This window comes from Collimonas sp. NPDC087041, assembly GCF_044745265.1.
GTDB lineage: Bacteria > Pseudomonadota > Gammaproteobacteria > Burkholderiales > Burkholderiaceae_D > Collimonas.
Genome location: NZ_JBIUZX010000007.1, coordinates 147,085 through 173,746, shown reverse-complemented (window position 1 = coordinate 173,746; position 26,662 = coordinate 147,085). Strand labels below are relative to the sequence as shown.

The window sequence follows — 26,662 nt, the reverse complement described above, 5'->3', positions numbered from 1 at the left end:
ATTACCAGCAGCTCACCAGATGCATTCCGACCAGGAGAGCCGACCGTGTTGCATCAGATAATCGACCGTAGACTTTCTGGCAAGAACAAGAGCATTGCCAACCGGGAGCGCTTTTTACGGCGCTTCCGGGCGGCTATTCACCGCTCGGTGACCGAAGCGGTGCGCGACCGCGGCATCAAGGAAATCGAGAACGCCAAGAGCATCAGCATTCCGCGCAAGGGCATCAGCGAACCGGTATTCGGCCATGGGCCAGGCGGCAAGCGCGAAATGGTCCACCCCGGCAACCAGGACTATCTGCAGGGCGATCGCATTGCCCGTCCGCAGGGCGGCGGCGGGGGCGGTGGCAGTTCACCCAGCAATCAAGGCGAGGGCGAAGACGATTTCGTATTCCAGCTGTCGCGCGAAGAATTCATGCAGTACTTCTTCGAAGACCTGGAGTTGCCACGCCTGATCAAGACCAACCTGATCGCAGTGCCAAGCTGGAAGAACATGCGCGCAGGGTACTCGACCGACGGCACACCAAACAATATCGACATCGTCCGCTCGCTGCGTAGCTCGCTCGGGCGGCGCATTGCGCTCGGTTCGCCGCTGGTGGTCAAGCTGCGCGAACTGGAGCAGCTGATGGAGACGCTCAAGGCCGATCCGCAAGATAGGCGCGATGAGATCATGCGCCTGGAAGACGATATCCATCACCTGAAGGGACGCATCTGGCGCATTCCGTTCATTGATCCTTTCGACCTGCGCTACGTCAACCGGGTCAAGGTGCCGCAACCCTCAAGCCGCGCCGTGATGTTTTGCGTGATGGACGTGTCGGGGTCGATGGATGAGCAGCGCAAGGATTTGTCGAAGCGCTTCTTCATCCTGCTGTATTTGTTCCTGACTCGAAATTACGAACATATCGAAGTGGTGTTCATCCGCCACCACACGCGTGCCGACGAGGTCGATGAAGAAACCTTTTTTCATTCGCAGGAAAGCGGCGGCACGGTGGTGTCGAGCGCACTGGAATTGATGAAACAGATCATCGATGCCCGTTATCCGCCGGGCGACTGGAATATTTATGGCGCGCAGGCGTCGGATGGCGACAACTGGAATGATGATTCGCCGAAATGCCGGCAACTGCTGGAACAGGAAATCTTGCCGCGCTCGCGCTATTTCGCCTACATCCAGGTGACCGTCGAAGAGCAGAATCTATGGACCGAATATGAGCAGATCGCTGCGGTCAATCCGCAGTTTGCAATGAAAAAAGTGCAGACTGCCAGCGAGATCTATCCGGTGTTCCGCGAATTATTCGAGAAGCAGGTGCAGACATGAACGACCGTCTGATCAATCACCAGTTGCCTTGTCCGTCAGATTGGAGTTTCGATCTGATTGAACAGTACAACGATGAAATTGCCCGCGTGGCGGCGCGCTACAAGCTGGATATCTATCCGATCCAGTTGGAGATCATCACTGCCGAACAGATGATGGATGCCTACGCGTCGGCGGGCATGCCGGTGAATTACCGGCACTGGTCGTTCGGCAAGCATTTCCTGATGACGGAACGCGACTACAAGCGTGGCCAGATGGGCCTGGCCTACGAAATCGTCATCAATTCGAATCCGTGCATCGCCTATCTGATGGAAGAAAATACGATGACGATGCAGGCGCTGGTGATCGCGCATGCGGCGTACGGACACAATTCTTTTTTCAAAGGCAACTACCTGTTCCAGTTGTGGACCGATGCCCACGCCATCGTCGATTACCTGGTGTATGCGAAGAGTTATATTGCCGAGTGCGAGGAACGTTACGGTTTTTCGAAGGTTGAAGAACTGCTCGATTCCTGCCATGCGCTGATGCATTACGGCGTCGATCGCTACAAGCGGCCGCAAAAATTATCGCTGGAGAAGGAACAGGCGCAGCGTCGCGAACGTGCAGAGTACATGCAGTCGCAAGTCAATGAGTTGTGGCGCACTTTGCCCGAAAAGAAGGCTGAGGCGGCAGAGCAGGTCGAAGGGCGTTTTCCGCCTGAGCCGCAGGAAAATTTGCTGTATTTTGCCGAGAAAAATTCACCGCTGCTGGAATCCTGGGAGCGTGAAGTCATCCGCATCGTGCGCAAGATTGCCCAGTATTTCTATCCACAGCGCCAGACCCAGGTCATGAACGAAGGTTGGGCCACGTTCTGGCACTACACGATCCTGAATACGCTTTACGATGAAGGCCGCCTGACGGACGGCTTCATGATGGAGTTTCTCCATTCGCACAGCAATGTGGTGTACCAGCCGCCGGTGACCAAGTCGTACTACAGCGGCATCAATCCTTACGCGCTCGGGTTTTCAATGATGAGCGATATCCGGCGTATTTGCGAAAATCCGACCGATGAAGACCGCGAATGGTTTCCAGAATTGGCTGGTTCGCCGTGGCTCGATACCTTGCATTACGCGATGCGCAACTTCAAGGATGAAAGTTTTGTTGCGCAATACCTGTCGCCCAAGCTGATACGCGACATGCGCTTGTTTGCGGTGCTCGACGATGAACATCGCAGCGAGCTGGAAGTATCGGCGATCCACAACGGCGCAGGCTATCAATACGTCCGCCAGGCATTGTCGCGCCAATACGATATCAACCATCGGGAACCGAACATCCAGGTCTGGGCGGTCAATACACGCGGCGACCGTAGCCTGACCTTGCGGCATTTCCGCAGCGACGGCCGGCCGCTGGCGGATGGCACCGATGAAATGCTGCGCCACATGGCGCGCCTGTGGCAGTTCGATGTGTACCTGGAGAGCGTCGACGACAGCGGCAATGTATTGCAGCGCTATGAATGTGTCAGCGAAAACAAATACGTATTGCGGCCGTAGGGTGGGCACCTCGTGCCCACGCGTGACGGTGATAGCTGGAGCATATTAGGTAGGTTACGGCATGGACATGACGCAACCTACCGAAGCTTATAGGCGCGCACCATCCCGGCTATGCACCAGCTTGCCGGCCGCATAAGTCGCGGCAATAGCCCGGTCATCACCCAGAAGCGCCAGCGCAAACAACAACTCTTCCAGGCTTTCAGTCCGCTCCGTACGGCGCGCCAGCAATGGCGTCGATTGCGGGTCGAGGACGATGAAATCTGCCTCGGCGCCGGTCGCGAAATTACCGATGGTTCCTTCCAGTTGCAGGCTGCGTGCGCCGCCCAGCGTGGCCAGGTAGAACATGCGCAGCGCGGGCAGGTAGGTGTTGCCCATGCGCGCCACCTTGTAGGCTTCGTTCATGGTTTGCAGCATCGAGAAACTGGTGCCGCCGCCAACATCGGTAGCCAAGGACAACGGCACTTGCGCGGCGTCGGCAGCTTCGAAATCGAACAGGCCGCTACCGAGGAACAGATTCGAGGTCGGGCAGATCGAAATCGCCGATTGGGTTTCGGCCATGCGCCGGCGATCACTGTCGTCGAGCCAGACGCAATGTGCGTACATCGAGCGTGGCCGCAGCATGCCGTACTTGTCGTAGACATCCATATAGCTGCGTGCATCCGGGAACAGCGATTTGACCCAAGCCACTTCATCGGTGTTTTCTGCTGCGTGGGTTTGAAGGTAGACGTCCGGATAGGCGGCGGCCAGTTCTCCCGCAAGTTGCAATTGCGCGTTGCACGAGGTCGGCGCAAAGCGCGGCGTGATCGCATACAACTGGCGGCCGCGGTTGTGCCATTTCTTCAGCAGATCTTCGCTTTCGCGAATGCCGCCTTCGGCTGTGTCTTGCAGGAAATCCGGGCAATTCCGGTTCATCATCACCTTGCCGGCAATCATGCGCAGGTTGCGGGCTTCGCTTTCGGTGAAGAATGCATCGACCGAAACGGGATTGACGGTACAGAACACCATCGCCGTGGTGGTGCCGCAGCGCAGCAGCTCATCGACAAAGAAGTGCGCGACGTCGCTGGCATGCGCCGGATCGCTGAACTTGCGTTCGGTCGGGAAAGTATATTTTTCCAGCCAAGGCAGCAGGCCTGGCGCCGGCGACGCGATCATGTCGGTCTGCGGATAGTGGACGTGGCTGTCGATAAAGCCCGGCATGATGATCTTGCCGCGGAAATCCTGGATCTTCAGTTCCGTTTGCAGAGATGTCTTCAATTGCGCCGACAACTGTACGTAATCTCCAGCTGCCGCCACCTTGCCGTCAGCGATCACCAGCAAACCGTCTTCATGCCACTCATAGGCATCGGCATGATGGGCAGGATCCGCGTTGAAATGCAGGATGCTGGCGCGATATGCCTGTAATGTGGACTGGTCGAGGTTGCTGAAATTGGGAACTGCCATGAGAACTATCCTTGAATGAAAGCGCGGACAAGCGCGAGTATTGGTAACTGAGTGAGCAACTGTCTTCGATTAGATGGCGCCGACAACCTGCTCTTGCAAGCGCAATTGCGGCGCCGTCGATGCAGCTTTCTGTTGTTTGGCAATCTGCTCCCAGACCTGCAGCAATTGCGCGGTAACCGAGACCGCGATGACGGCCGGTTCCTTGCCGACGATGCCCGCAATGCCGATTGGACAGACCATGTCAGCCAGGCGTTCAGCGGAAATGCCCCGTTCCTGCAGGCGGTGCTCGAATTGCATGCGTTTGGTCTTGGAGCCGATCAGGCCGAACCAGGCGACGCCATCGCGTTGCAGGATCTGCGCCGACAAGCGCTGATCGAGCGCGTGATTATGCGTCATGACCAGGAAGCTGGAACCGTCTGGGGCGCCATCGACAAGCGCTTCCGGTGTATCGGTCGCTTCCATGCTGACGTTGGCCGGAAGTTCGTCGGGGAACATTTCTTCCCGTTCGTCGATCCAGACCACACGGCAAGGTAGATCGCCGAGCGCCTTGACGATCGCCGCACCGACGTGGCCGGCGCCGAACAGGAACAGTTGCGGCCGTGTCGCCAGGCAAGCATCGAGCAACCAGCGGCCGCTATTGTCGTCGCGCAGAATCAGGCATTGGCCTTGCGGTGCGATTGCCGGTGCCGATAACGCCGGCAGGGTCGGCAAGCGCCCCGGTCCGTGCAGGCGTTCGCCATCCGAGTCGCACAGCGTCGGCGGTGCATCGTCATCCATCGCCACCAAACGCCAGCTGTCTTCGGCATTGCGCAAACGGCGTTGCAGGAAGCCATAGTAGTCGGCCGATGCATTGGTCACGCGTTCAAACGCCAGATGCACGACGCCGCCACAGCACTGGCCCAGCGACGGGCCGAGGGAAAAGCGCTGCAAGCGACGTTCCCGGCTTAACGATAAACCTTCGGCCAGCATGTCGCGGGCGATCCGGATCGCCTGCAATTCCAGGTGGCCGCCGCCGATGGTGTCGAACTGGCCGACCGTGGTGACTACCATTTTTGCGCCCGGCTCACGCGGCCCCGAACCTTCGACCTGCGCCACGGTAATCAAAATCGCCGTCGCGGGTTGCGAAGCTTGCGTGATCAGCGTGGTGAGTGCATCCAGCCAGTTGCTCATGATGAGGCTCCCGAAAGTAACGGATCAGGCCGCGTTCGACTTGGCCGCAGCCAGGGCGCGTACCGCATCGACCGATTTCAGAATCGCTTCGCTGGTCGCTGGTGCATTCAGCGGCGGATTGAAGCGGTTGCCGCCGACGCTGGCGACGGCGTCGCGGATCGCAAAAAACACCGAGAACGGCAGCAGCAGCGGCGGTTCGCCGACCGCCTTGGAGCGGTGGATGCTGTCTTCGACGTTGCGGTTCTTGAACAGCTTGACGCGGAAATCCTGCGGGCAATCGGAAATACCGGGAATCTTGTAGGTCGACGGTGCATGCGTCATCAGCTTGCCGTCCTTGTTCCACCACAGTTCTTCCGTGGTCAGCCAGCCCATGCCCTGAATGAAGGCTCCTTCGACCTGGCCGATATCCAATGCCGGATTCAAGGACTGACCGGCGTCGTACAGCGCGTCGGCACGCAGCAACTTCCATTCGCCGGTAAAGGTGTCGACCACCACTTCCGATACCGAGGCGCCGTAAGCGAAGTACGAGAACGGCCGGCCATTCATGGTTTTCGGATCCCAGTGCAGGCCGGGCGTCGCGTAGAAGCCGTCGGACCACAGCTGTACCCGTGACAGATAGGCTTTCTGCGTCAGTTCGCCGAACGGCAGGCTGTGCTCACCCAGATGCACGGCGCCAGCGGAGAACGTCACTTCCTTGGCATCGCCGTTATGCAGCTTGGCGAAAAATTCCGCCAGGCGCTGGCGAATGGTATGCGCTGCATTTTGCGCTGCCTTGCCGTTCAGGTCGGCGCCGGTGGATGCTGCGGTAGCTGAAGTATTCGCCACCTTGCTGGTGTCGGTAGCGGTGACGCGCACCAGCTCCAGCGGAATCCCGAGTTCGTGGGCCACCACCTGTGCAACCTTGGTGTTGATGCCCTGGCCCATTTCGGTACCGCCGTGATTGACCAGCACGGAGCCGTCGGTATATACGTGAACCAGCGCGCCGGCCTGGTTGAAGTGCGTCACGTTGAAGGCGATGCCGAATTTGACCGGCGTCAGCGCCAGGCCTTTCTTCAATACCGGGCTGGAAGCATTGAACGCCTCGACAGCGGCGCGGCGTTGACGGTATTCGCTGGTGGCTTCGAGTTCGGCGACCAGTTCATGGATCACGTTGTCGACGATTTTCTGGCCGTACTGGGTGACGTTGCGGCCTTCTTCATCGTTACGGCCGTAGAAGTTCAGCTTGCGGATATCGAGTGCGTCGCGACCCAGGTTGCGGGCGATTTCATCGACAATGTATTCGATCGCAATCGCGCCTTGCGGGCCGCCGAAGCCGCGGAACGCGGTATTCGATTGGGTATTGGTCTTGCCGCACATGGCCTTGATGTCGACATCGGACAGGTAATAGGTATTGTCGAAGTGGCAGACCGCGCGGGTTGCCACCGGCGCCGACAAGTCGGTCGAGAAGCCGGCGCGGCTGACCATCTCGACGCGGGCGGCGACGATGCGACCGGTGTCGTCGTAACCGACTTCATAGTCGTAGTGGAAGCAGTGGCGCTTGCCGGTGACCATCATGTCGTCGTCGCGGTCAGCGCGCAGCTTGACCGGACGCTTCAGCTTTGCCGCGCTGATTGCCGCTACCGCAGCCCACAAGGCCGATTGCGATTCCTTGCCGCCAAAGCCACCGCCCATGCGCCGGCATTCGACCACGATATTGTGTGAATGCACGCCGAGCGCATGTGCGACCACGTGCTGCATTTCGGTCGGGTGCTGGGTCGAGCACAGCACCAGCATGCCGTTCTGTTCTTTCGGGATGGCGTAGGAAATCTGGCCTTCCAGGTAAAACTGTTCCTGGCCGCCGACATATAGCTGGCCGCTGACGCGGTTCGGCGCTGTTTCAAAAGCCTTTTGCGCATCGCCACGCGTCAGGCGCATCGGCGGCAGCACATACGATTTCGCTGCGTGCGCAGCTTGCGGCGTCAGGATGGCCGGCAATTCTTCGTAATCGATGACCACCTTGCGCACTGCGCGTCGGGCGTTGTCATGCGTGTCGGCGATGACCACGAAGATTGGCTGGCCGACATATTCGACCAGGCCTTCGGACAGGATCGGATCGTCGTGAATGATCGGGCCGCAATCGTTGGTGCCCGGAATATCGGCAGCGGTCAGGACCGAGACCACGCCGCGCGCACTGCGTACTGCATCCAGGTTGATCGAGCGGATACGGGCATGGGCCTTTTGCGACATGCCGAGCGCGGCGTGCAGCGTGCCTTGCGCTTCCGGGATGTCGTCGGTGTAAGTGGCTTCGCCCAGTACATGCAGGATCGCCGATTCGTGCGGATGCGATTGCCCGACTTCCGCCCAGGCCGCGCTTCCGTTTTGCGCCGGTGCATTGGTTTTCATAAAATCTTCGGTTTGCTTATTCATGCCGTTTCACTCGCAATGTCTCAGTTATGGCTCGGTTGTCTTTTTCGTGGGCGATGGCGCTGTCTCAAGCACACACGAAAGGATTCACCTGATCGGTCCGCAATGGCGCATCGACACGGGTTTCCAGCCAGAAGCGGCGCAACAGGTTTTGCGAAGTCTTCATCCGGTATTCACTGGAAGCGCGCATGTCGCTCAGCGGCTTGTAATCGTCCGTCATCAGGGCAACGGCCTTTTCCAATACTGTTTCGCTCCAGACCTGGCCGCGCAATGCAGCTTCAGTCAGGGCGGCGCGTTTCGGAGTTGCCGCCATGCCGCCGAAGGCGATGCGGATATCGCTGATCTTGTCGCCATCGAGCGTGACTGAAAACGCGGCGCAGACTGCGGAAATATCCTGGTCGAAGCGCTTGGCCAGTTTGTAGGTGCGGAAGCGTTGCCCGGCGTGCGGCAATGGAATCCGTACCGCCTCGACGAACTCGTCGGCCTGCATGTCTTTCTTCATGTAATCGAGGTAGAGCGCTTCCAGCGGCATCACGCGTTGTCCGGCAGGGCCGCGCAACACGACTTGCGCGCCGAGCGCGATCAGCCATGGTGGCGAATCGCCGATTGGCGAACCATTGGCGACATTGCCGCCCAGCGTGCCGGCATTGCGGATCGGCAGCGAGGCAAAGCGTTGCCACATCTCGGATAACTCAGGGTAGTGCTTGCAGATCTCGGCATAGGCGTCATTCAGCGTCACGCCGGCGCCGATTTCGAGCTGCTGGTCGCGCACCGCCAGGGCGTTCAATTCGGCCACCTGGCCGAGATAGATGATGTCGCCCAGGTCGCGCATTTGCTTGGTGACCCACAGGCCGACATCGGTCGAACCGGCCAGGATGCGTGCAGCAGGGTAGGCGGCCCGTACTTCCACCAGTTGCGCCAGCGTGCGCGGCGCGTAAAAAGTCTGGCCTTCGTGGCGGTAGGTGAACATCTCGTCGCGTTGCAGCGGTTGCAGCGCCTGTTCCAATGCCTGGCGATCGAAGCCGACCGCGGGCAATTCGCCCATCCGGTGCGCAGCGTCGATGATCGGCCGGTAGCCGGTGCAGCGGCACAGATTGCCGGATAGAGCGATGTCAATGTCCTTGCGTTGCAGCGGCTGACATGCGCCTGCCGATTTGCAGGATGGCGCCTGGCTGCCGTCGTTCTTCAGGTACAGGTCCCACAGCGACATCACGAAGCCCGGTGTGCAGAAGCCGCATTGCGAACCGTGGCATTCGACCATCGCCTGTTGCACTGGATGCAGGCCGCCGTCGTTTTGCTTCAGGTCTTCGACTGTATACAAGGCTTTGCCATCCAGTGTCGGCAGGAATTGAATGCAGGAGTTGACCGATTTCAGCGTGACGCCGTCCGCAGTCTGTTCGCCGATGACAACCGTGCAGGCGCCGCAATCGCCTTCCGCACAGCCTTCCTTGCTGCCGGTGCAGTGAAGGTCTTCACGCAGGTGTTGCAGGATGGTGCGGGTAGGCGCGGCCTGATCCACTGTGTGGACTGCGCCACGGTAGTAGAAACGGATGACATTTTCGGCCGTGGATTTGGATGCGGACGTAGACAAGACGATCTCCATTCTGGATGGGCGACTATTGCAAAACTTCTGCCTTGTTGACCGTATTGCCTGGTTTGCCGGGGTGCGGTACTGATAACTAGAAGAGCTTTGCAACGGCCTATTAATTATGATCGCAGATTAGCATTTGCGCCGGTCGTCTATATAGCGAAAGGGCTAATGTCAATTATCTGCAATATGGAATAGAGAAAGAATAAGTAATTCCATTCAACGCATATCGATGCACATGAATGGTGCCGTTTGGTTTGGTATTTTTTTGATAATTCATTCAATGACCAAACGCGGAAAATGTGGTCGCTCAGATAATTAATTAGGTTTCAGGAGCATCATTTGTCGGCGTGAATCCCCGCTATGCCGCGCCGGGACCGGTTATCATCTCGCTGGAATAATCAATATTTATCTCGGAGCATTATCTTGACCCCATTCAGTAACCCATCGCGGCGACGCGGTTTTCCCCAAAATGGCGCCAATTCCCTCACCGGAATAGAGCAGAAACCAGAGTTGCCGATGTCGCTTTGTCATGGCAAATCAACGGCATTCGAGTTTGCCGTGACAGTCTCTACACAATAAAAAAGGGGACATGACCATGCAATTTCTGGAAAAATTCTTCAAGCTGAAAGAAAACGGCACCGACGTCCGCACGGAATTGATTGCCGGATTGACCACTTTCTTGACGATGGCTTACATCATCTTCGTCAATCCAGCGATCCTCGGCGATGCCGGCATGCCGAAGGGCGCAGTATTTGTTGCGACCTGTGTTGCCGCCGCCATCGGTACGCTGATCATGGCCTTGTACGCCAACTATCCGATTGCCCTGGCGCCCGGCATGGGGCTCAATGCCTACTTCGCCTACGCGGTGGTTAAGGGCATGGGTGTGTCGTGGGAAGTGGCGCTAGGCGCCGTGTTCATTTCCGGCTGCCTGTTCATCATCGTCAGCCTGGTCGGCATTCGCGGCATGATCGTCAACGGCATTCCGCCGACGATACGGATTGCAATCACCGCTGGCATTGGCCTGTTCCTTGGCTTCATCGCACTGAAGAGCTCGGGCCTGGTGGTGGCGAATCCTGCGACCTTCGTGCAAATCGGCGACCTGCATAAAATTCCGGTGATCTTGTCGATCCTCGGTTTCCTGCTGATCGTGGTGCTGGATCACCTCAAGGTCAAGGGCGCGATCCTGATCGGTATCCTGACCGTGACCGTGCTCAGCTTTGTGGTTGGCGGCAATACCTTCAACGGCGTGGTGGCGATGCCGCCATCGATAGAGCCGACCTTGTTCAAGCTCGACATCATGGGCGCCTTGTCGATGGGTATCCTGAACATCGTGTTGGTGTTTTTCCTGGTTGAGATGTTCGACGCCACCGGCACCATGATGGGCGTGGCGAACCGTGCCGGCTTGCTGGTCAACGGCAAGATGGCGCGCCTCAACAAAGCCTTGCTGGCCGACAGTACGGCGATTGTGGCCGGCACCATGCTGGGCACCTCCAGCACCACCGCCTATGTCGAAAGCGCGGCGGGCGTGCAGGCCGGCGGACGCACCGGACTGACGTCGATGGCGGTCGGCATCCTGTTCCTGGCTTGCCTGTTCATTTCACCGCTGGCCGGCGCGGTACCGGCCTACGCAACGGCGCCGGCCTTGTTTTATGTCGCCGGCCTGATGCTGCGTGAAGTGGTGCATCTGAATTGGGAAGACAGCACTGAAAGCGTGCCTGCCGTGATCACCATACTGATGATCCCTTTCACCTATTCGATCGCCAACGGCATCGCCTTCGGTTTCATTTCATATGCGGCGCTGAAGCTGTTCACCGGGCGTGCCAAGCAGGTGCCGGTGATGGTGTGGGTGATCGCTGCGATCTTCCTGTTCAAGTTCATCCATCTGGGTGGCGATTGACAACGATTGACAACGTAGCGTGGGCACGCGTGCCCAGGCGGAACTTCGCGATCCGTTGATCGCATGATATAGGCGTACCGCGTGGGCAGAAAAACCTGCCCACCCTACGATATCGGTTACAGATTGGGCGCCAGCCAGCGCTCGACATCTTCCTTCGGCACATCGCGCCTTGCCGCCATGTCGCTGACCTGGTCGTCACCGATCTTGCCGACCACGAAGTACTTCGATTCCGGATGGGCGAAGTAGAAGCCGGAGACGGCGGCGCCCGGGAACATGGCGAAGGACTCCGTCACCTGCATGCCGATCTCGTCGCATTGCAGCAGCTGGAACATGTCGGCCTTGACCGTGTGTTCCGGACACGCCGGATAGCCGGGAGCAGGGCGGATGCCGCTGTACTTTTCCTTGATCAGGGCTTCGTTGGACAATTCTTCATCAGGCACATAGCCCCACAAATCCTTGCGCACCCGCTCATGCATGTATTCGGCAAACGCTTCCGCCAGGCGATCGGCCAGTGATTTCAGCATGATCGACGAGTAATCGTCATGCGCATCTTCAAAACGCTTCTCGTACTTTTCAATGCCAATGCCGCTGGTCACGGCGAACAGGCCGATGTAGTCGGCAATGCCGGACGATTTCGGTGCAATGAAATCGGACAGGCACTGGTTCGGCCGGGCGACGCCATCGATCACCGGCTTGACGGTTTGCTGGCGCAAGCCGTAATAGGTGAACGCGACTTTGCTGCGGGTGTCATCGGTATAGATTTCGATGTCGTCATCGTTGACCGTGTTGGCCGGCATCAGCGCTATGACGCCGTTGGCGGTCAGCCAGCGGCCATCGATCAGCTTCTTCAATAGCGCCTGGCCTTCTTCGAATACCTTGCTGGCGGCTTCACCGACCACTTCATCGGTCAGGATCGCCGGGTACGGACCAGCCAGGTCCCAGGTCTGGAAGAACGGACCCCAGTCGATGTAGCGCGCCAGCGTGCCGAGATCGACATTCTTGAAAACGCGGCGACCGATGAACTTGGGTTTGACTGGCGCAAACTCGAGCTTGGTACGATTCTCGCGCGCAGCAGCCAGCGACAGCAACGGCACGGCTTTCTTGTTGGCGTGTTGTTCGCGGATGCGTTCGTAATCGACCGCGATTTCCTCGATGTACTGGTCGCGCTGTTCCGGCGTCAGCAGCGATTGCGCCACCGACACCGAACGTGAAGCGTCCGGCACATACACCACCGGGCCATCGTAATTCGGCGCGATCTTGACCGCGGTATGGGCGCGGCTGGTGGTGGCGCCGCCGATCAGCAACGGCATCTTGACGCTGCGGAAGTACGGGTCGCGCTGCATTTCCTTGGCGACGTAAGCCATTTCTTCCAGCGACGGCGTGATCAGGCCGCTCAGGCCGATGATGTCGGCATTCTCGGCCTTGGCCATCGCCAGGATTTCCGAGCACGGCACCATCACGCCCATATTCACTACTTCAAAGTTATTACATTGCAGGACCACCGAGACGATGTTCTTGCCGATGTCGTGGACGTCGCCCTTGACCGTGGCGATGACGATCTTGCCCTTCGGTTTGGCAGCGATGCCGGTCAATTCTTCATGCAGCCGCTTCTCTTCCTCGATGTACGGAATCAGATGCGCCACCGCCTGCTTCATCACGCGCGCCGATTTCACCACCTGCGGCAGGAACATCTTGCCCTGGCCGAACAGGTCGCCGACGATGTTCATGCCATCCATCAGCGGCCCTTCGATCACATGGATCGGGCGGCCGCCGTTGTTCAGCAATTCCTGGCGCGCTTCCTCGGTGTCTTCGACGATCCATTGCGTGATGCCTTGCACCAGCGCATGGGCCAGCCGCTGCTGCACAGTGCCGCTGCGCCATTCCAGCGTGGCTTCTTCTTTCTTGTCGCCGGCTTTCAGGGTCGAGGCAATTTCGATCATGCGCTCGGTGGCGTCTTCACGGCGGTTCAGCACCACGTCTTCGACCCGTTCGCGTAGCTCTGCAGGCAGGTTGTCGTAGACGCCCATCATGCCGGCGTTGACGATGCCCATGGTCATGCCGGCCTTGATCGCGTGATACAGGAACACCGTGTGGATCGCTTCACGCGCCGGATCGTTGCCGCGGAAACTGAAGCTGACGTTGGAGACGCCGCCGCTGATCTTGGCATGCGGCAGGTTCTCGCGGATCCAGCGCGTGGCGTTGATGAAATCAACCGCGTAGTTGTTGTGCTCTTCGATGCCAGTGGCGATTGCGAAAATGTTCGGATCGAAAATGATGTCTTCCGGCGGGAAGCCGATCTGGTCCACCAGTAACCGATAAGCGCGCTCGCAAATTTCGATCTTGCGTTCGAAAGTATCGGCCTGGCCTTTTTCATCGAAGGCCATCACGATCACCGCCGCACCGTAGCGCCGGCACAGCTTGGCCTGGCGCAGGAATTCCGGTTCGCCTTCCTTCATCGAAATCGAGTTGACCACCGCCTTGCCTTGCACGCATTTGAGGCCGGCTTCGATCACTGTCCATTTCGAGGAGTCGATCATGATCGGTACGCGTGCGATATCCGGTTCGGATGCGATCAGGTTGAGGAAGCGCTGCATGGCGGCGATCGAATCCAGCATCGCTTCATCCATGTTGATGTCGATCACCTGGGCGCCGTTCTCCACCTGCTGGCGCGCCACCGCTAATGCTTCGTCGTACTGCTCGTTGAGGATAAGCCGGGCGAATGCTTTGGAACCGGTGACGTTGGTACGCTCGCCGACGTTGACGAACAGCGAGTTGTCGTCGATGGTGAATGGCTCCAGTCCCGACAACCGCATTTCATGCGTGGTTTCCGGCACGGTGCGCGGCGGAATCTTGGTCACGGTGTCGGCAATCGCCTTGATGTGCGGCGGCGTGGTGCCGCAGCAGCCGCCGGCGATATTGACGAAGCCGCTTTCGGCGAAATCCTTCAACAATGAGGAAGTCACGTCCGGTGTTTCATCGAAGCCGGTGTCGCTCATCGGATTGGGCAGGCCGGCGTTTGGATAGATACAGACGAAGGTGTCGGCGATCTTCGACAATTCTTCCGCATAAGGACGCATCAGCGCCGCACCTAACGCGCAGTTGAGGCCGACGGTGAGCGGCTTGGCATGGCGGATCGAATTCCAGAAGGCAGGCACGGTCTGGCCCGAGAGGATACGGCCGGAAGCGTCGGTGACGGTGCCGGAAATCATGATCGGCAAGCGCAGGCCAGATTCTTCGAAGAAGGTATCGATGGCGAACAGCGCCGCCTTGCAATTCAAGGTGTCGAAGATGGTTTCGACCAACAGCACATCAGCGCCGCCTTCGACCAGGCCGCGGGTTTGCTCCAGGTAGGCGGCGACCAGTTGGTCGAACGTGACATTGCGCGCCGCCGGATCGTTGACGTCAGGCGAGATCGACGCGGTTTTCGGTGTCGGGCCGAGGGCGCCGGCGACGAAGCGCGGCTTGTCCGGTGTCGAATATTTATCGCAGGCGGCGCGCGCCAGCTTGGCCGACACCACGTTCATTTCGTAAGCAAGATGGGCCATGTGATAGTCATCTTGCGCGACCGTGGTGGCGCCGAAGGTGTTGGTCTCGATCAGGTCGGCGCCGGCCGCCAGGTATTGCTCGTGCACTTCGCTGATGACGTGCGGCTGGGTCAGCGACAGCAATTCATTGTTGCCCTTGACGAACAGCTCACGGCCCGGCCCGGTGAAATCGATGAAACGGCCGCTGGGACCGCCACGGTAATCTTCTTCCGTCAGCTTGTATTGCTGGATCATGGTGCCCATCGCACCATCCAGGATCAGGATGCGTTGCGCCAGCAGCTCGCGCAGGCGGGTTTCGGTGGGATTGATCGAAGCGGTCGAAGTGGTTGCTGAAGGCGTCACGGCAAGTGTCATGGGGTACTCTGGTCAGGGACGCAAAAAACCCGGTCGCCGATAGCGCCGGGTTTTTTGCAATGGCAATGCCAGAAATTATACGTTAAATCAAGGGCTTGCGTATTTCTGATAGCTGATTACGCTGCTTCCTGATCCACTGCCCGCGCAACCGTTTGTTGTGGTTCATTGAGCTTCAGGGTCAGGCATTTTGCCGCGCCGCCAGCCTTCAGGAATTCGGTCAGGGCGGTCTGGTGAACGATGAAGCCGCGGCTTTGCAGTTGCTCGACCAGCGCCGGAGACGCCTGGTTCAGGAAGATATGGCGGCCCGAGTTGACGGTATTGCAAGCAAAATGCAGGGCATCTTCGCTGCTGACCACGATGCGCTTGTCGGCAGGCACGCGGGCGGTGATTGCGGCTTGCGAAGCGGCGTCGAATGCTTCCGGGAAATACATCACGTAGCCGCCGGCCAGTGGACAGAAGCAGGTATCCAGATGGTAGAAGCGGGCGTCGACCAGTTTCAGCGGCTGTACTTCAATCTGCAGCATTTCCGACAGACGGGTAGCGCAGGCGATATCCGAACGGTGGCCATGACCGAACCACAACAGGTTTTCGCTACGATCCATCAGCGCATCGCCGGCGCCTTCGAACGGCAGTTCTGGCGGCAGGGTCAACACTTCAAAGCCATGCGCGGTGAAGGCGGCGTCGAAATAGACTTCTTCAGCTTGTCGTTCAACGTGGCGGAAACGCGACAACACTACCTTGTTGCCCAGCACGACGCCGGCGTTGGCGGTAAACACCAGATCCGGCACGCCCGGCATGGCCGGCATCAGCTTGACTTTGGCCACCTGGCTGATGGCGTCCACCAGCGCCTGCCATTGCTGCATGGCGACGCTACGGTTGCCATGCGCAATATTGCCAGCCATCCACGGATTAATGACATAAGACACTTCAAAATGATCCGGAGCGCACATCAAGAATGTGTCTTCCGCGGTATGGTCCAGCAGGTGGTTGGTCATGCGTAGCTCCTTTCGGTCAGGTGAGTTGCAGGCGTATCGATGGTTGTAAATGTGTGGCGAATCGCTTCCAGTGCGGCGTCGATGTCGTTGGCGGTAATGATCAGCGGCGGCGCAAAACGCACCACGGTGTCATGGGTATCCTTCGACAGGATGCCTTGCTCCATCAGGCGTTCGCAGAATTCGCGCGCGGAGATAAAGGCAGGATCCAGATCCATGCCGATCAGCAGGCCTCTACCGCGGATTTGCCGGATGGCGGGATGCTTGATCGCACGCAATCCGCTCAGCAGGCGTTCGCCCATGCGCTCGGCGTTGTCGGCCAGTTTTTCATCACGCAGCAAGCGCAGCGCGGCATGGCCGACCGCTGCCGACAGCGGATTACCGCCGAAGGTGCTGCCGTGATCGCCAGGCGTAAACACCGCCATCAAGTCTTCGCGCGCCAGGAAGGCCGACACCGGCAGCAAGCCACCGCCCAGCGCCTTGCCGAGGATCAGGCCATCCGGTTTGACGCCGTCATGGTCGCTGGCCAGCAGGCGGCCGGTGCGGCCGAGGCCGGTCTGGACTTCGTCGCAGATCAGCAGCACGTTGTGACGGTCGCAGATTTCCCGGCATTTCGCCAAATAGCCTTCCGGCGGTACGATGATGCCGGCTTCGCCCTGGATCGGTTCCAGCAGGAAGGCCGCGGTGCGCGGCGTAATCGCAGCTTCCATGGCGGCAGCATCGCCGAACGGCACGCTGGCGAAACCACCGGAAAACGGGCCGAAGCCGTCGCGGTATTGGGCTTCCGACGAGAAGCCGATAATGGTCGTGGTGCGGCCGGAAAAATTGCCATGGCAAACGATGATTTCAGCGCTGTTTTCGGCAATGCCTTTCACCTTGTGGCCCCATTTGCGGGCCGCCTTGATCGCGGTTTCGACAGCTTCGGCGCCGCTGTTCATCGGCAGCGCTTTCGGCATGCCGGTCATTTCGCACAGCAGTTGCAGGAACGGCCCAAGCTGGTCGCTGTAGAAGGCGCGCGAGACGATCGCCAACTGCGCCGCCTGTTTGGTCAGCGCGCCGACCAGGGTTGGATGGCTATGGCCAAAACTGACGGCGGAATAGGCCGACATCATGTCCATGTAACGCTTGCCGTCCTGATCCCACAGCCAGATGCCTTTGCCGCTGCTGAGTACGACAGGCAGCGGTTCATAGTTGTGCGCACAGTATCGGTCTTCGAGAGTTATTGCATGGTTCTTCATGGTCTGCTCCTGGTGAGGCCACTTCTAAAAACCTAGCCTGGTCACAGGCGGACGGGCCGCTGACTTTTTATCCGCTGGCGGACGCTGGCTGAGACGCTTAGAGGTAGCTGCAAAATGCTGTTGTATAGGTGTATTGCATCTGGCTACATGATAATCACAAGCGATGGAAATATTTGTGCATAATGACGCATGAATTCGATGTAATACGCACGAATCGTGCATATATGGAGACAAGCATGGAAAATAAGACGGAAAAACTGGATCGCTATGACCGTATCCTGCTGCGGACCCTGCAGGCCAACGGCCGCGCCTCCAATGTGGAATTGTCCGAACAGGTGAACCTATCGCCGCCGCAGTGCTACCGGCGGGTCCAGCGGCTGGAGAAGGATGGCATCATCCGCGGCTATGCGGCGCAGGTGGAGCCGGCGGCGATCGGGCTGGGCGTGGTGGCTTTCGTCAACCTGAACATCGCGCGTGAACAGTTCAAGCAGGTGCGCAAGCTGGAAAAGGCGATTCGCCTGTTTCCAGAAATCCTAGAGTGCTACACGATTTCGGGGGATTTCGACTATCTGCTGAAAGTGGCGGCGAGCGATCTGAAATCGCTGTCGGCATTCTTGACCGACCGCCTGATGCAGGTGCCGGGAGTGGCGGGGGTACGCTCGATGGTTTGCCTGGAAGAGATCAAACCGTCCAGTCCCCTGCCGTTGGGGGATTAGGGCGCTGGATTCTCAGCAACGCGATGCGATCGCGTCTTCTTTGCAGGCATCGAAAATGATGCGGTAAAGACAATCTCCCTGCGAATTTCATCAATGATCCTGCTCTTGCCAGAGATTACCTTCCGCTATTGCGCAAGGTTCAAGTCTTGAATTTTTCTGGCGCCTCCCTTTAAAAGGGCGGGCGCCAACATCGTCCACCGATTCGTCGAAATTGCCCTAGCCGATCCGCCGTCCTCTGCCTGATCGTTGGCTTAATGCGGGCACGCCAGATCGCCATCAAGCCTTCACATGACCTTCTTTTTGCTTAAAAAAGTCATTCCTGGACTTGGCTTTTGTCGGGCGGATTATTATTAAAACAGCAATTTCTCGTCGCCTCAAAAAGCGGCGATTCAAGTGCTGGAAGACAATCGCCAGCGCATTTATTCAGTGGACCAAGTGGACGAGAAGGAGGACGACATGTCTTTTGCAAAAAGTACAGTGGCCGTAGCGGCAGCAGTGGTCTTGAGCGCCTGTGGCGGTGGTTCCGATAAAGGCTCCTCCCCATCGGGTGGTACCTCACCACCGGGCGGCACCACGCCATCCGGTAATTACTCTCCGTCAGGCGGCTATTCGCCATCAGGTGGTTCCCCGCCATATTGGGGGGACTCGCTGCGCCCACCCACCGTCAGCGGGGTTGACGTACCGAATGGGAAATACCCATGGCTGGTCGAAATAGAACGCCGCGCCGTCGGTAGCACGGATCCATGGCGCCACGGATGTAGCGCCACGCTCATCAGCGATCGACTGGTGCTGACGGCAGCACACTGCGTGTCCGTTGAATATGAGCCATTCGACCGGCGTCTGGTTTTCAATCGAACCGATCGCAGCACGGAACCTCCGCTCGTCGTTGAAAAAGCTGCGCACACGATTGTGCGCCACCCGGGCTACACATGGGTGGCGGGACAGCTCATCGATGATCTGGATAACACTAATCCATACGTCAACAACAAGGATGCGGCGCTTATCGTGCTGAATGAACCGATCCCGATGGACCAGATCGCGCCGATCCGCGTTGCTGCTCCGAGCCAGGCCATTGTCGGTGCGAGTGCAATGACGGCCGGCTGGGGGTGGACGGATTACTTTAATCTCAATAGCCAGCCGATCCGCCTGCGCGAGAACATCGCCACAGTAAACGTTGCACAAACCTGTCTCAGGGTGACAGTTCCGACGCCGCCAATCTGCGCGGGCACTGGTTTTGGTGTCGGCGGCAATCGCTATTCAGGCGGCGGCAGCGGCGGTCCGCTTTTCCTGCCCGTTGACGGGGAGCTTGTGCAGATTGGCGTCGCCAGCTATCGAGGCTATTTCTATACCGATCTGACGGCGCCGGGATTCTGGGAGCCATTCGCGCCGGAACTGATTGCGCTCGGCGTGGAACCGGAATTCCCCTGACGCTTGGGCTGCGCCGCCTATATCGTATTGCGCGATCAGCGGCGCGACCAAAGCGCACCAGGATCTTGCGTAGTGGCGTGATGTTGAATTACGAATTACGCTGAGCGCGCGCTCTGGGTTCCTCAATGACCAAGTCTGATTCCGCAAAAGCGATGCAGGGAAGGATGTAGCCATCTTTTCTTTCATCGCTACTCAGACCGGGCCACTCGATCCGGTAACTGATCCTGCCGCTGAGCAGGCGGCACATGCAGGTACGGCAGGTGCCATTGCGACAGGAGCTCGGCAGATCGATCCGCGCCAGGCGTGCCGCTTCCAGCAACGGCATCGCGGCCGATGTTTCGAAGGTCCAGTCCATTGCGGCGATGCGCACTGTGAATTTTTCGTCGTCAGTCGACATGATTGCGCTTTCTCAATCCGCTATTCCAAATAGCCGTATGATGACAACGTCTTGTAAAATCCCGAGGCCGGCTGCGACAGTCGGCCTTGCTTTCAAGTTGCGTTGCGTATTTGCCATTCCTCATCATAAAAAGATTGCCTATGAATATTCACCTTTCGGTCATTCCACTGGTTTCCCTGATCGCCGGCGTCCTGATCCTGGTCATGCCAAAACTCCTGAACTATATCGTCGCCTTCTACCTGATCGCCATCGGCCTGATAGGTATGTTCGGCACAGGTCATTTTCATCTGCACTAAGCATCATTGTTGCCCGCGCGGCATACGATACCATTCCACCGAAAAATCGTCGAAGACCTGAACCGTCGGACAGGCATAGGCCCATCCAACTGGATGGGCTGTCGTTGCTTTGCGCCGGCTTATTCGATTTTTAGCTTGCCGCCGATGATGGCGTTGTTGGCTTCGCGCACTTTGAGCAATACCGGGCGCAGGTGCAGGATGTCGCATTCTGAGTAAGCTGCATCCAGGCCGAGTGCGGTCAGTGTCACTGCGCCTTCCTTCAGTCCAAAGTCAAAGCGCGGTGCGGTAGAGCCGTTGACCAGCAGGCCGACGGCCAGTGTGATCGCGGTGTCGGCGTGCACCTCAACGTTATCGAGTACCCGTCCCGGCGCCTGCACGCACTGGTTGCTGCCGCTGCCAATTGCCTTGGCGCGCGTTTGCGGGGTCAGTGCCTTGAATACGCCGGAATTGCTGCCGGCGGCCGCGGCCCAGATCACGTCGACGCCATCTCCGAGCATGGTTTTCGTCAAGGTTTCTGCGCGAGGCGGATCGTTGAACGGCTGCGGGCCTTCCAGCCACAATGTTTCGTGGACCGTAATCCCCGGTTTGGCGGCGCGCGCGCCATTGGCGAAGGCTGCGCTGTTTTTCTGGCGCAGGGCCGTGTTGCTGGCGCCAATCATGCCGATCTTGCCGCCGTTCGACGCCAGCGCCGCCTGCATGCCGGCCAGGTAGCTGGCTTCGTTTTCACGGAACGTGATACAGGTGACATTGGCTGCCGCGTTGTCGATGCAATGTTCGAGAATCAAAAAACGGGTCTGCGGCGCCTGGCGCGCAACGCCATCCAGGATGTCCTTGAACTCGATGCCCATCACCACCACGATCCTGGCCCCTTGCTTGACCGCGTTATCGAGCTGCTGCAGGCGGCCGGCGCGGGTCGCCTGGCTTTCGAGCGTGAGCGCTTCCATCCGGTACAGCTTGGCGGCGTTGTTGACGCCGCTGCTGCCTTGGGCGAGCAGGACATCGTCATTATTCGGCACCGGCCTGACATAAATGATCTTGGGCAGGTCGGCCGCAGCAGCCATCGTGCCGGCGATGCATCCGAGAGCCAGGCCTAGCGTCAGTAGCAGGCGCTGCCATGTCGAGCCTGCGCTTGCCGGTTGGGATTGCCTGATTTTGGAGCTATGGGGGATATGCGACATTGTCTCTTCCTTTTTATAAGGCGCCGGATCTGATGCCGGCACGCAGTTGTCCGCACATATTGCTGGCAAAGCGAGGTGTTGCCATTCGGAGGGCGCTATACAAGCTATTGCGCGATACTGATATGCCGGGCGCCAGGTGCAACCGGCAATTGGAAAGAGGAGCGGAAATGCGTCACCATATTTCACTTTTTATTACGGCTGCTGCGTGATACCGTTACCGGATTGTATTTCGCTTATGGGGCCCTCAAAAAAGCCTAGCGAACGTCGCAGTGTCGAGATTGCAGCGTGCAGTAGGTTTTTCGAGGTCCCCTTATCTCATTTGGTTTAGGAATATGTGTCAGTTACTTGGAATGAACTGCAATGTGCCGACCGACATTGTGTTCAGTTTTACCGGCTTTGCCACACGCGGCGGCCAGACCGACCATCACAGCGACGGTTGGGGCATCGCCTTCTTCGAGGGCAGCGGGGTGCGCCATTTCGTCGATTATCAGGCGGCGATCGCATCGCCGGTGGCTGAGCTGATCCGGCGCTGTCCGATCAAGTCGAAAAACGTCATTGCCCATATCCGCAAGGCGACGCAAGGCCAGGTTGCCTTGCAAAATTGCCATCCGTTTGTGCGTGAGTTGTGGGGCCGCTACTGGGTGTTCGCCCATAACGGCGACCTCAAGGAATTTGCGCCGCGCATCGACGGCCCGTATCGCCCGGTCGGCAATACCGACAGCGAACTGGCGTTCTGCTATCTGCTGCAGCAATTGCGCCAACGTTTCGGCGATACGCCACCGGCACAGGCTGACCTGACTGTAGCGCTGACCGAGTTGACGCGCGAAATCGCCGCCTACGGCACCTTCAACATGATGCTGTCGGACGGCTCAGCCTTATTCACCCACTGCTCGACCAACCTGTACTACATCGTGCGCAAGTTTCCATTCGCCGAAGCGCATCTGTCGGATGAAGATGTCAGCGTTGATTTCTCGCAGGTCACCACGCCGCAGGATCGGGTCGCGGTGATCGTCACCGAACCGTTGACCACCAATGAAGTGTGGACCAAGTTCGGCGAAGGTGAGCTGATCGTGTTTGTCGACGGCGAGCCGCTTTGAGTTTGCGGTCGCCGCCAGCGGCGCTTTACGAGTAGTCGATAGTCAGCGGCGCGTGGTCGGAAAAGCGCTCATCCTTGTAGATGCCAACCGTATGCGCCTGGGCTGCGATGCCGGGCGTGGTGATGTGATAATCGATGCGCCAGCCGACGTTCTTGGCCCATGCCTGGCCGCGGTTGCTCCACCAGGTGTACTGCTCATCGCGTTTATCGACCTTGCGGAAGGCGTCGACCAGGCCGACTTCTTCGAACAGTTGCGTCAGCCAGGCGCGTTCTTCCGGCAGGAAACCTGAATTCTTCTTGTTGCCCTTCCAGTTCTTCAGGTCGATTTCCTGATGCGCGATATTCCAGTCGCCGCAGATCACGACTTCGCGCCCACTCGCCTTGAGTTCCTGCAGATGCGGCAGGAAGGCTTCCATGAAACGGAATTTGGCGATTTGCCGTTCCTCGCTCGACGAGCCGGACGGGCAGTACAGCGAAATCACGGTCAGGTCGCCGAAATCGCACTCGACGTAGCGTCCTTCGGCATCGAACTCGGCATTGCCGAAACCGATCCGCACCGCATTCGGCTTGCGCTTGCTGTACAGGCCGACGCCTGAATAGCCTTTCTTCTCCGCATAGTGAAAGTGACCGTGATATCCGTTCGGGGTAAGGAATTCAGGCGTCATGTCGGCTTCCTGTGCCTTCAACTCCTGGACGCAGACGAAATCGGCGGATTGTTTCTCCATCCACTCGAAGAAACCTTTTCTTGCGGCTGAGCGGATACCGTTGAGGTTGGCGGAAATGATTCTTGGCATGTTTGGTCGATATGAAAAAAATTGGAAGGCACGGATGCCGGGCTAGGCCTCAAGCATAACCGATTCCGCTTGGGCAGCGCGCCGGGCGCAGCGGACCGTGGGTCAAAACATTGCCTTAAGGCAGGCACGGTGTTTGCACTTACTGCTGTGTATCGGATGAACTCCATTTAAAATGGCGGTTTGGTGTCGCTTTTGCGGGGCAAATAGCGACAAAATTTGTCAACTTAAACCGTCTGGAATGCATTTTGAACAATTTACGTCAACAATTTATTGAATTCGCGGTCAAGGCCGGGGTGTTGCGATTCGGCGAGTTTGTGACCAAGGCAGGACGTACCTCACCGTATTTCTTCAATGCGGGCATGTTTAACGAGGGCGCTGCACTGGGCCAGCTGGCGCAATTTTATGCCCGTACCTTAATCGATTCGGGTTTGCAATTTGATATGCTGTTTGGGCCAGCCTACAAGGGCATCACGCTGGCATCGGCAACGGCGGTAGCCTTGGCGGCGGAAGGGCGCAACGTGCCGTTTGCGTACAACCGCAAAGAAGCCAAGGACCATGGCGAAGGCGGCAACATCGTCGGCGCTGAACTGAAGGGCCGCGTGCTGATTATCGACGACGTCATTTCGGCCGGAACCTCGGTGCGCGAATCGGTAGAAATGATCCGCGCGGCTGGCGCCACGCCTTGTGCGGTGGTGATTGCGCTGGACCGGATGGAACGGTCCGGCAAGGACGATGCGTTGTCGGCCAATTCCGCAGTCGAGGAAGTGACCAAGGCGTATGGCATGCCGGTGATTTCAATCGGCAACCTGAACGATTTGCTGGAATACATTTCCGGCGCCGGCGCCAATGCGGAACTGACGCGCTACAAGGCGGCAGTGGCGGCTTACCGGGAGCGCTATGGCGTAGCCTGATCCGCGGCTTGATGCGACACACAAGCCGTGGTTGTGGCGTTTTCTATGCGCTGTACAAATAGAAAAAGTGTGTCGACATATGTCGTGGATGATGGGAATGAAACGGATTGCTATAACTCTTGGACGCGCTGCGTTGTGCACGGTTGCTGGCCTGTTGCCGCTGCTGGCGCACGGCCAGATTTACACCTGCAAGGATGCCGCCGGGCGCACCGTCACCGGCGATCATCCGATGCCGGAGTGCGCCGACCGCAAAGTCGTCGAATTAAGCAAGATGGGTGTGGTCAAGCGCGAAATTCCGGCGCCGTTGACTGCCGAACAGAAGCGCCAGCAGCAAGCACTGGATGAAAAGCGCAGGGCCGATGCGGCGGCGGAAGAGCAGCGGCGTCAGCAGGACCGTGCTTTGCTGGCGCGCTATCGCAGCGAAACCGACATCGAGGATTCGCGCCGCTACTACCTGTCGCTGTCGCAAGACTTGATCAAGCGCGACCAGACCATGATCGACGATGCGCGCAACCAGCTGAAAGCCGCCAATACCGAAGCCGAGTTTTATAAGAACCGCAAGACTTTGCCTTTAGAGTTACGCAACAAGATGGACGAGGCCAACCGCGCCATCGCCGCCAACCAGAAGAACATGGCGGATCATCAGGCCGAGCTGGCGCGCATCAATGGCAAGTATGATGAAACGCTGAAGCACTATCGGGAATTGGTCAGTACGATGCCAGACGCGCAGGTCGTGCGCTAGCCGGAATTCAGTGAGGGCGTTGTCGAGCGAGAGAAGTAGGGTAGGCAACGACTTTCCCGCCCATGCATACTGCGCAACAAATAGCAGGGAGCGGCACAGGCGCCTAGCGCCCATGCCGCGATCCGTTTTTTAAGCCGTCAGTTTCTGCTTCAACAGCTCGGTCAATTGCGCCGGATTGGCCTTGCCCTTGGTGGCTTTCATGGCCTGGCCGATGAGCGCATTGAAGGCCTTCTCCTTGCCGGCGCGGAATTCCTCGACCGACTTGGCATTCGCTGCCAGCACTTCATCGATGATTTTTTCCAGCGCGCCGCTATCGGAAATCTGCTTCAGTCCCTTGCTCTCGATGATCTCGTCCGCCAGGTTTTCCTGCGTTGACTTGGCTTCCCACATCGCTCCAAACACTTCCTTGGCGATCTTGTTGGAAACGGTGCCGTCGGCGATCCGTTGCAGCAGCAGCGCCAGTTGCGCAGCGCTGACAGGCGCATCGGCGATGTCGACATTTTCCCGGTTCAACGCCGACGAGACATCACCCATCAACCAGTTGGCCGCAGGCTTGGCTTGTTCCTTGCCGGCCTTGACGGTGACCGCTTCAAAGTAACCCGCCATGGCTTTCGACTGGGTCAGCACCGCAGCGTCGTATTCCGACAAGCCGAAATCGTTGACGAAACGCTCGCGCATCGCGTCCGGCAATTCCGGCATGGTGGCGCGCACGCGCTCGACCCATTCGGCGCTGATCGCCAGCGGTGGCAAGTCAGGATCCGGGAAGTAGCGATAATCCTGCGAATCTTCCTTGCTGCGCATCGAGCGCGTTTCTTTCTTGTCCGGATCGTACAGGCGGGTTTCCTGCACCACGGTGCCGCCGTCTTCGATCAGTTCGATCTGGCGCCGTACTTCGTAGTTGATGGCTTCTTCGAGGAAGCGGAAGGAGTTGAGGTTCTTGATTTCGCTGCGGGTGCCGTAAGCAGCTTGTCCGACCGGACGCACCGATACATTGGCGTCGCAACGGAAAGAGCCTTCCTGCATGTTGCCGTCGCAAATGCCGAGCCACATCACCAGCGAGTGCAAGGCCTTGGCGTAGGCGACCGCTTCGGCAGCGCTGCGCATGTCTGGTTCGGTGACGATTTCCAGCAGCGGCGTGCCGGCGCGGTTGAGGTCGATGCCGGTCATACCTTGGTAGTCTTCATGCAGCGATTTGCCGGCGTCTTCTTCCAGATGAGCGCGCGTCAGTTGCACAGTGCGCAGCTCGCTTTTGCCGTCTTTTTCCAATACGAAAGAGACTTTGCCGCCTTGCACCACCGGAATTTCAAACTGGCTGATCTGGTAGCCTTTCGGCAGGTCGGGATAGAAGTAGTTCTTGCGCGCGAAAATCGATTGCGGCGCGATCTTCGCGTTCACCGCCAAGCCGAACTGGATTGCGCGCTCCACAGCGCCGCGATTCAGTACTGGCAGCACGCCAGGCAACGCCAGGTCAACCGGGCTGGCCTGGGTGTTGGGAGCAGCGCCGAACTGAGTCGATGCACCGCTGAAAATTTTTGACTTGGTCGAGAGCTGCGTATGCGTTTCCAGACCGATCACGACTTCCCACTGCATAATTATTTCCTCATCTATTAAGTAGGGTAGACAGCTGTGCCCACGCG

The 26,662-nt window shown here is 58.4% G+C and carries 20 protein-coding genes; 9 read left to right on the top strand and 11 right to left on the bottom strand.

The annotated features are described in order from the left end of the window. Positions 1–45 precede the first annotated feature (45 nt). A complete protein-coding gene (locus ACIPF8_RS14855) occupies positions 46–1,311 on the top strand; it encodes a YeaH/YhbH family protein (protein WP_400422219.1) in 1,266 nt (421 codons plus the stop codon). Continuing rightward, positions 1,308–2,837, top strand: a complete 1,530-nt coding sequence (locus ACIPF8_RS14850) for a SpoVR family protein (protein ID WP_400422216.1) — start codon at positions 1,308–1,310, stop codon at positions 2,835–2,837. Before ACIPF8_RS14855 ends, ACIPF8_RS14850 begins: the two co-directional genes overlap by 4 nt. A gap of 87 nt (positions 2,838–2,924) precedes the next feature. Here ACIPF8_RS14850 and guaD read toward each other — a convergent pair whose 3' ends face one another. The 4 genes from guaD to xdhA form a co-directional block, all read right to left on the bottom strand. Then, on the bottom strand, positions 2,925–4,277 hold the full coding sequence (guaD, locus tag ACIPF8_RS14845) for a guanine deaminase (protein WP_400422214.1): 1,353 nt from the start codon (positions 4,275–4,277) through the stop codon (positions 2,925–2,927). A 69-nt stretch (positions 4,278–4,346) separates the two neighbouring features. After that, a complete protein-coding gene (gene xdhC / locus ACIPF8_RS14840; protein WP_400422211.1) occupies positions 4,347–5,447 on the bottom strand; it encodes a xanthine dehydrogenase accessory protein XdhC in 1,101 nt (366 codons plus the stop codon). 24 nt (positions 5,448–5,471) lie between these two features. Then, entirely contained in the window at positions 5,472–7,853 is a 2,382-nt protein-coding gene (gene xdhB, locus ACIPF8_RS14835) for a xanthine dehydrogenase molybdopterin binding subunit (RefSeq protein WP_400422208.1), read from the bottom strand. A 64-nt stretch (positions 7,854–7,917) separates the two neighbouring features. Next, entirely contained in the window at positions 7,918–9,453 is a 1,536-nt protein-coding gene (gene xdhA, locus ACIPF8_RS14830) for a xanthine dehydrogenase small subunit (protein WP_400422205.1), read from the bottom strand. 583 nt (positions 9,454–10,036) lie between these two features. On the opposite strand from xdhA, the gene ACIPF8_RS14825 reads away from it, so the two are divergent. Beyond that, positions 10,037–11,338 carry an NCS2 family permease gene (locus ACIPF8_RS14825; protein ID WP_400422448.1) on the top strand — a complete coding sequence of 434 codons (1,302 nt, stop codon included), beginning with the start codon at positions 10,037–10,039 and terminating at the stop codon, positions 11,336–11,338. A gap of 116 nt (positions 11,339–11,454) precedes the next feature. Here the strand turns inward: ACIPF8_RS14825 and metH are convergent, their stop codons facing one another. From metH to rocD, 3 genes are all read right to left on the bottom strand, one after another. Then, the gene (metH, locus tag ACIPF8_RS14820) at positions 11,455–15,237 is read right to left on the bottom strand and encodes a methionine synthase (RefSeq protein WP_400422202.1); all 3,783 of its coding nucleotides are present in this window, start codon (positions 15,235–15,237) and stop codon (positions 11,455–11,457) included. A gap of 116 nt (positions 15,238–15,353) precedes the next feature. Beyond that, the gene (locus tag ACIPF8_RS14815; protein ID WP_400422200.1) at positions 15,354–16,232 is read right to left on the bottom strand and encodes a dimethylarginine dimethylaminohydrolase family protein; all 879 of its coding nucleotides are present in this window, start codon (positions 16,230–16,232) and stop codon (positions 15,354–15,356) included. Continuing rightward, a complete protein-coding gene (gene rocD, locus ACIPF8_RS14810) occupies positions 16,229–17,467 on the bottom strand; it encodes an ornithine--oxo-acid transaminase (RefSeq protein ID WP_400422197.1) in 1,239 nt (412 codons plus the stop codon). The genes ACIPF8_RS14815 and rocD overlap by 4 nt, the downstream gene beginning before the upstream one ends. Positions 17,468–17,703: 236 nt before the next feature. Here rocD and ACIPF8_RS14805 point away from each other — a divergent pair, with 236 nt between their 5' ends. Both ACIPF8_RS14805 and ACIPF8_RS14800 read left to right on the top strand, forming a co-directional pair. Then, positions 17,704–18,183 (top strand): Lrp/AsnC family transcriptional regulator, encoded by a 480-nt coding sequence (locus tag ACIPF8_RS14805; protein WP_098494415.1) that lies wholly within the window; start codon positions 17,704–17,706, stop codon positions 18,181–18,183. A 393-nt stretch (positions 18,184–18,576) separates the two neighbouring features. Beyond that, complete coding sequence (locus ACIPF8_RS14800) at positions 18,577–19,611, top strand: S1 family peptidase (protein WP_400422194.1); 1,035 nt, start codon at positions 18,577–18,579, stop codon at positions 19,609–19,611. Positions 19,612–19,699: 88 nt separating this feature from the next. On the opposite strand, the gene ACIPF8_RS14795 is transcribed toward ACIPF8_RS14800, so the two are convergent. Then, positions 19,700–19,966 carry a 2Fe-2S iron-sulfur cluster-binding protein gene (locus ACIPF8_RS14795; RefSeq protein WP_400422447.1) on the bottom strand — a complete coding sequence of 89 codons (267 nt, stop codon included), beginning with the start codon at positions 19,964–19,966 and terminating at the stop codon, positions 19,700–19,702. A 182-nt stretch (positions 19,967–20,148) separates the two neighbouring features. Between ACIPF8_RS14795 and ACIPF8_RS14790 the strand changes: the two genes are divergently transcribed. Beyond that, positions 20,149–20,304 (top strand): DUF3096 domain-containing protein, encoded by a 156-nt coding sequence (locus ACIPF8_RS14790; RefSeq protein WP_082797999.1) that lies wholly within the window; start codon positions 20,149–20,151, stop codon positions 20,302–20,304. A 119-nt stretch (positions 20,305–20,423) separates the two neighbouring features. Here ACIPF8_RS14790 and ACIPF8_RS14785 read toward each other — a convergent pair whose 3' ends face one another. Further along, positions 20,424–21,482 (bottom strand): BMP family ABC transporter substrate-binding protein, encoded by a 1,059-nt coding sequence (locus ACIPF8_RS14785; RefSeq protein WP_400422190.1) that lies wholly within the window; start codon positions 21,480–21,482, stop codon positions 20,424–20,426. A gap of 332 nt (positions 21,483–21,814) precedes the next feature. Here ACIPF8_RS14785 and ACIPF8_RS14780 point away from each other — a divergent pair, with 332 nt between their 5' ends. Continuing rightward, a complete protein-coding gene (locus tag ACIPF8_RS14780; protein ID WP_400422187.1) occupies positions 21,815–22,579 on the top strand; it encodes a class II glutamine amidotransferase in 765 nt (254 codons plus the stop codon). Between the two features lie 25 nt (positions 22,580–22,604). Here ACIPF8_RS14780 and ACIPF8_RS14775 read toward each other — a convergent pair whose 3' ends face one another. Continuing rightward, positions 22,605–23,372, bottom strand: coding sequence for an exodeoxyribonuclease III (locus tag ACIPF8_RS14775; protein WP_400422184.1), 768 nt, complete (start codon positions 23,370–23,372; stop codon positions 22,605–22,607). A 245-nt stretch (positions 23,373–23,617) separates the two neighbouring features. Here ACIPF8_RS14775 and pyrE point away from each other — a divergent pair, with 245 nt between their 5' ends. Continuing rightward, entirely contained in the window at positions 23,618–24,283 is a 666-nt protein-coding gene (pyrE, locus tag ACIPF8_RS14770) for an orotate phosphoribosyltransferase (RefSeq protein WP_061534787.1), read from the top strand. Positions 24,284–24,380: 97 nt separating this feature from the next. Further along, the gene (locus ACIPF8_RS14765; RefSeq protein WP_400422181.1) at positions 24,381–25,025 is read left to right on the top strand and encodes a DUF4124 domain-containing protein; all 645 of its coding nucleotides are present in this window, start codon (positions 24,381–24,383) and stop codon (positions 25,023–25,025) included. A 129-nt stretch (positions 25,026–25,154) separates the two neighbouring features. Here ACIPF8_RS14765 and gatB read toward each other — a convergent pair whose 3' ends face one another. After that, complete coding sequence (gene gatB, locus ACIPF8_RS14760) at positions 25,155–26,615, bottom strand: Asp-tRNA(Asn)/Glu-tRNA(Gln) amidotransferase subunit GatB (RefSeq protein ID WP_400422178.1); 1,461 nt, start codon at positions 26,613–26,615, stop codon at positions 25,155–25,157. Positions 26,616–26,662 lie beyond the last annotated feature (47 nt).